Raw genomic sequence first — 5,064 nt, forward strand, 5'->3', positions numbered from 1 at the left:
TGCCGAGGCGCGCTTCTCGCCGCTGTCGGATGCGCAGGGCGCGAACTGGCTGCGCCGGCCGTACTTCCGCACGGCGATCGCCGAGCCCGGACGCGTGCAGGTCACGCGCCCGTACCTGTCGATCAACGAGGCGCAGCCGTGCGTGACGCTGTCGGTGGCCGTGCGCATCGGCGACGCGCAGCACGTGCTGTGCGGCGATATCGACTGGGTCGACGAGGAGGTCGGCGGCGCATAGCGCGGGGCGTCGTGCTGGCGCGGTTCACGCCGCTCGGCTAGGATGCGCGAATTGTCCTGACGATTCGCGAGCCGCCGATGAACCGTACCGCCGCTTCCTCCGTCCTCCTCGAAGTGATCGCCACGACCGTCGGCGACGCGAAGGCCGCCGCCCGCGCGGGGGCCGACCGCCTCGAACTCGTGACCGCGATCACCGAAGGCGGGCTCACGCCGAGCGTCGGCCTGATCGAGGCCGTCGTGGCCGCGGTGCCGATTCCGGTCAACGTGATCGTGCGCCCGCACAGCCGCTCGTTCGTCTACGACGCCGACGACCTGCGCGTGATCGAACGCGACGTGCGCGCGGCCGTCGCGGCCGGCGCGAACGGCGTCGTGTTCGGTGCGCTCGATGCGCGCGGTGACGTCGATCTCGACGCGCTCGCCCGCATCGCGGCCGCCGCGGACGGGCGCGACCTGACGTTCCATCGCGCGTTCGACGTGTCGCGCGACCTGAACGCCGCATTCGACGCGCTGCTGCGCGTGCCGGCCGTCACGTCGGTGCTGACGTCGGGCGGCCATCCGTCGGTGCTCGACGCCGTCGCGACGATCACGCGGATGGTGCGGCAGGCGGCCGGCTCGACCTGCACGGTGCTGGCCGGCTCGGGGCTCACGGTCGACGCGGTCGGCGATTTCGTCCGCGCCACCGGCGCGCGCGCGGTGCATTTCGGCTCGGGCGTGCGGGTGCGCGGCGAGGTGCTGGCGCCCGTCGACGCCCAGCAGGTCGAGCGCGTGCGCGCGGCGCTCGACGGCGCGGCGGCGCACGTGTGACACGCACGCTTCGCGACGCGCAGGGCAACGCGGCGCAGACGATCGGGTGAAAAAAAGCCGGGGCATGCCCCGGCTTTTTCGTTGGTACGCGGTGCTGCCGCTTACGCGTTCGCCTGCATCGCGTCCGCGTCGCTCGCGCGGATGCCGAGGCGCTCGAACAGCGCGCGATCCTTCTGCGACTGCGGGTTGCTCGTCGTCAGCAGCTGGTCGCCGTAGAACATCGAGTTCGCGCCGGCGAGGAAGCACATCGCCTGCAGCCCGTCGTCGAGCTGCTCGCGGCCGGCCGACAGGCGCACGACGGCCTTCGGCATCGTGATCCGCGCAACCGCGATCGTGCGCACGAATTCGAACGGGTCGAGCGGTGCGGTGCCTTCGAGCGGCGTGCCTTCGATCGCGACGAGGTTGTTGATCGGGACCGAATCCGGATACGGATTCAGGTTCGCGAGCTGCGAGATCAGGCCCGCGCGTTCGCGGCGCGATTCGCCCATCCCGATGATGCCGCCGCAGCACACGTTGATGCCCGCATCGCGCACGCGGTCGAGCGTGTCGAGACGATCCTGGTAGGTGCGCGTCGAGATCACCTGGCCATAGAACTCCGGCGACGTGTCGAGGTTGTGGTTGTAGTAGTCGAGGCCGGCGTTCGCGAGTTCCTGCGCCTGCTCGTCTTCCAGCATGCCGAGCGTCATGCAGGTTTCGAGGCCGAGTTCCTTCACGCCACGCACCATCTCGGTCAGCGCCGGCATGTGGCGCTCCTTCGGGTTGCGCCACGCGGCGCCCATGCAGAAGCGGCTCGCGCCGTTCGCCTTCGCCGCGCGCGCGGCGTCGAGTACCGCGTCGACGTCCATCAGCTTCTCGGCCTTCAGGCCCGTGTCGTGGTGCGACGATTGCGAGCAGTAGCCGCAATCTTCCTCGCAGCCGCCCGTCTTGATCGACAGCAGCGTCGACAGCTGCACCGCGTTCGCGTCGAAGTGTTCGCGATGCACCTGCTGCGCGCGGAAGATCAGGTCGTTGAACGGCAGCTCGAACAGCGCGACGACGTCGGCGACGCGCCAGCGCTGCGAGGCCGGAGCGGCCACGGGAATCGCGTCGGGTTGCACGGTGGCGGTCTGGGCTTGGGTCATATCGTTTTCCTGTCCTGGACGGGGATGAGGGATCGGGGGATCTGTTTCTGTTGGGTCAATGCTGCGCGGCGCGCAGCGTCTCGACGAGCGCGGCGATGTCGAGCATCGCCGCGGCGGATTCGGCGGCGGCCGGGCTCATGTGCGGAATGCGGCCGAGCAGCGGCGCGCCGTGCTCGCGGGCGAGCCAGTCGCGCATCGTCGCGACGTTCTCGTCGGGGAACGACATCGCCGGGTCGACGTGGTTCGCGACCCAGCCGGCGATGCGCAGGCCGCGCGCGGCGATCGCGTCGGCGGTGAGCAGCGCATGGCTGATGCAGCCGAGCCGCACGCCGACGACGAGCACGACGGGCACGCCGAGCGCGACCGCGAGATCGGCCATGTCCTGCGTGTCGTTCAGCGGCACGCGAAAGCCGCCGGCGCCTTCGACGACGACGATATCCGCGCGCGTCAGCGCTTCGCGATGGCACGCGACGATCGTGTCGATGTCGAGCGTCACGCCTTCTTGCGCCGCGACGATGTGCGGTGCGGCGGGCGCCTTCAGCAGGAACGGCGTGCGCAGTTCGGGCGGCAGCACGACGTTCGCGGCTGCGTCGAGCTGGTCGGCGTCCTCGTTGCGCCACACGCCGTCGCGTTCATACGCGCCCGCCGCGACGGGCTTCAGCGCGGCTGCACGCAGGCCATGCCGCGCGAAGCCGTGCAGCATCGCAGCCGAGACGAAGGTCTTGCCGATTTCGGTGTCGGTGCCGGTGACGAACAGCGAGAGCGGGGCGGTCATGCCGCAGTCTCCCGCCGGGCCGCCCCAAGGGAGGCTGCAGCCCCCTCGGGGGGCAGCGAACGCAGTGAGCGTGGGGGCTGTTCTGCCTCCCGCCGGGCCGCCCCAAGGGAGGCTGCAGCCCCCTCGGGGGGCAGCGAACGCAGTGAGCGTGGGGGCTGTTCTGCCTCCCGCCGGGTCTGCCCCTCGCTGGCTTCGATCAAGGCTGCTTCGAGCCGTGCGAGATCGTCGAACGAATGCGCTGCCGACAGCGAGATGCGCAGCCGCGACGTGCCGACGGGCACCGTCGGCGGCCGGATCGCGGGCACCCACAGGCCGTGCGCGTCGAGCGCGCGCATCGCTGCAAGCGTCGCGTCGTTGCTGCCGATCACGAGCGGCTGCACGGCCGTGTGCGAGTCGACCGGCTGCCAGTGTGTCATGCGCAGCAGCGCGCGTGTGCGCTCGATCAGCGCGGCGAGGTGCGCGCGTCGCGCGTCGCCTTCGTCGCCGGCAATCACCTTCAGGCTCGCCGATACCGCATGCGCGACGGCCGGCGGCGCGGCCGTCGTGAAGATGTAGCTGCGCGCGCGCTGGATCATCCATTCGATCACGGTCTCGTGCGCGATCACGAACGCGCCCGCGACGCCGGCGGCCTTGCCGAGCGTGCCGACGTAGATGAGGTTCGGCGAGCGCAGCGCGGCGGCCGCGAGCGCGCCGCGGCCCTGGGGCCCCAGCACGCCGAAGCCGTGCGCGTCGTCGACGACCAGCCACGCGCCGTGGCGTTCGGCCAGCGCGACGAGTTCGGCGAGCGGCGCGATGTCGCCATCCATGCTGAACACGGTGTCGCTGACGATCAGCTTTGTTTCGGCATCCGATGCGTCGAGCAGCGCGGCGAGCGAGGCCGTATCCGCATGCGAATAGACCTGTACGTTCGCGCGCGACAGCCGCATGCCGTCGATCAGCGACGCGTGGTTCAGCGCATCGGAGAAGATCGTCGCGCCCTTGCCGGTGAGCGCCGTCATCGCGGCGAGGTTCGCCATGTAGCCTGTGCTGAAGTACAGCGCGCGCGGCGCGTCGGAGAAGCCGCCCGAGAAGGCCGCGAGTTCCTCTTCGAGCGTTGCGTGCGCACGCGAATGGCCGCCGAGCAGATGCGAGCCGCCGCTGCCGGAGCCGTAGCGCCGCGCGCCTTCGGCGAATGCGGCGACGAGCGCCGGATGCGCGGCGAGGCCGAGATAGTCGTTACTCGCGAAGCCGACGATGTCGCGGCCGTCGACGCGCATGTGCGCGTCGCACGCGGTGTCGGCGGTGCGGCGCACGCGGCGCAACCCTTGCGCGTCGAGTTCGGCGAGGCCGCGCTGCAGCGTATCGAGCAGGTTCGTTGCCGCCGTCCCCTCGGGGGGCAGCGAACGAAGTGAGCTTGGGGCCGTGTGTGTCATTGCATGATCTCCGCGAGCGTCGCATCCAGCGTGTCGCGCGTGCGCTGCGCGAGCCACGCGATGTCGTCGTCGCTCATCACGTACGGCGGCATCAGGTACACGGTCGTGCCGATCGGACGCAGCAGCAGTTCGCGTTCGAGCGCGCGCTCGAAGAAGCGCCGCGAGAAGCCGCGTGCCGCGTCGCCGTCGAGCGCGACGTCGAATGCGAACAGCGTGCCGCGCTCGCGCAGGTGGTGCACCTGCGGGTGCGCGTCGAGCGGCGCGAGCGCGGCGCGCATCGCGGCCGACTTGCGCGCGTTGCCGGCGAGCACGTCGTCGTGCGCGAACAGGTCGAGCGTCGCGACCGCCGCGCGGCACGCGAGCGGGTTGCCCGTGTACGAATGCGAATGCAGGAAGCCGCGCGTCGTGTCGTCGTCGTAGAAGGCCGCGAACACGTCGTCGCGCGTGAGCACGAGCGACAGCGGCAGGTAGCCGCCGCTGATGCCCTTCGACAGGCACAGGAAATCGGGCCAGACGCCGGCCTGCTCGCACGCGAAGAAGGTGCCGGTGCGGCCGCAGCCGACCGCGATCTCGTCGGCGATCAGGTGCACGCCGAACTCGTCGCACAGCGCGCGCAGCCCGCGCACGTACGACGGATCGTGCATCGCCATGCCGGCCGCGCATTGCACGAGCGGCTCGACGATCAGCGCGGCGATCCGGTCCGCGCGTTCGGCGAACA

At 71.0% G+C, this 5,064-nt stretch carries 5 protein-coding genes and 1 pseudogene; 2 read left to right on the top strand and 4 right to left on the bottom strand.

Annotated features, from left to right (window positions below):
• Positions 1–235, top strand: a pseudogene (locus tag F3J14_RS33350) (EAL domain-containing protein); the annotation flags it as partial.
• Positions 236–312: 77 nt separating this feature from the next.
• A complete protein-coding gene (locus tag F3J14_RS33355) occupies positions 313–1,038 on the top strand; it encodes a copper homeostasis protein CutC (RefSeq protein WP_166726524.1) in 726 nt (241 codons plus the stop codon).
• Positions 1,039–1,139: 101 nt separating this feature from the next.
• On the opposite strand, the gene bioB is transcribed toward F3J14_RS33355, so the two are convergent.
• The 4 genes from bioB to F3J14_RS33375 all read right to left on the bottom strand — a co-directional run.
• Positions 1,140–2,159, bottom strand: a complete 1,020-nt coding sequence (bioB, locus tag F3J14_RS33360; protein WP_006750874.1) for a biotin synthase BioB — start codon at positions 2,157–2,159, stop codon at positions 1,140–1,142.
• 55 nt (positions 2,160–2,214) lie between these two features.
• Positions 2,215–2,934: a dethiobiotin synthase gene (bioD, locus tag F3J14_RS33365; protein ID WP_006750875.1), complete on the bottom strand. Its 720-nt coding sequence runs from the start codon at positions 2,932–2,934 to the stop codon at positions 2,215–2,217.
• Positions 2,931–4,346, bottom strand: coding sequence for an 8-amino-7-oxononanoate synthase (gene bioF, locus F3J14_RS33370; protein ID WP_166726525.1), 1,416 nt, complete (start codon positions 4,344–4,346; stop codon positions 2,931–2,933). Before bioF ends, bioD begins: the two co-directional genes overlap by 4 nt.
• On the bottom strand, positions 4,343–5,064 hold a 722-nt coding region (locus F3J14_RS33375; RefSeq protein WP_166726526.1), incomplete at its 5' end, for an aminotransferase class III-fold pyridoxal phosphate-dependent enzyme. The genes bioF and F3J14_RS33375, both read right to left, overlap by 4 nt.

It is taken from the genome of Burkholderia sp. Tr-862, assembly GCF_011753085.1.
In the GTDB taxonomy this organism is placed as follows: Bacteria; Pseudomonadota; Gammaproteobacteria; order Burkholderiales; family Burkholderiaceae; genus Burkholderia; species Burkholderia ambifaria.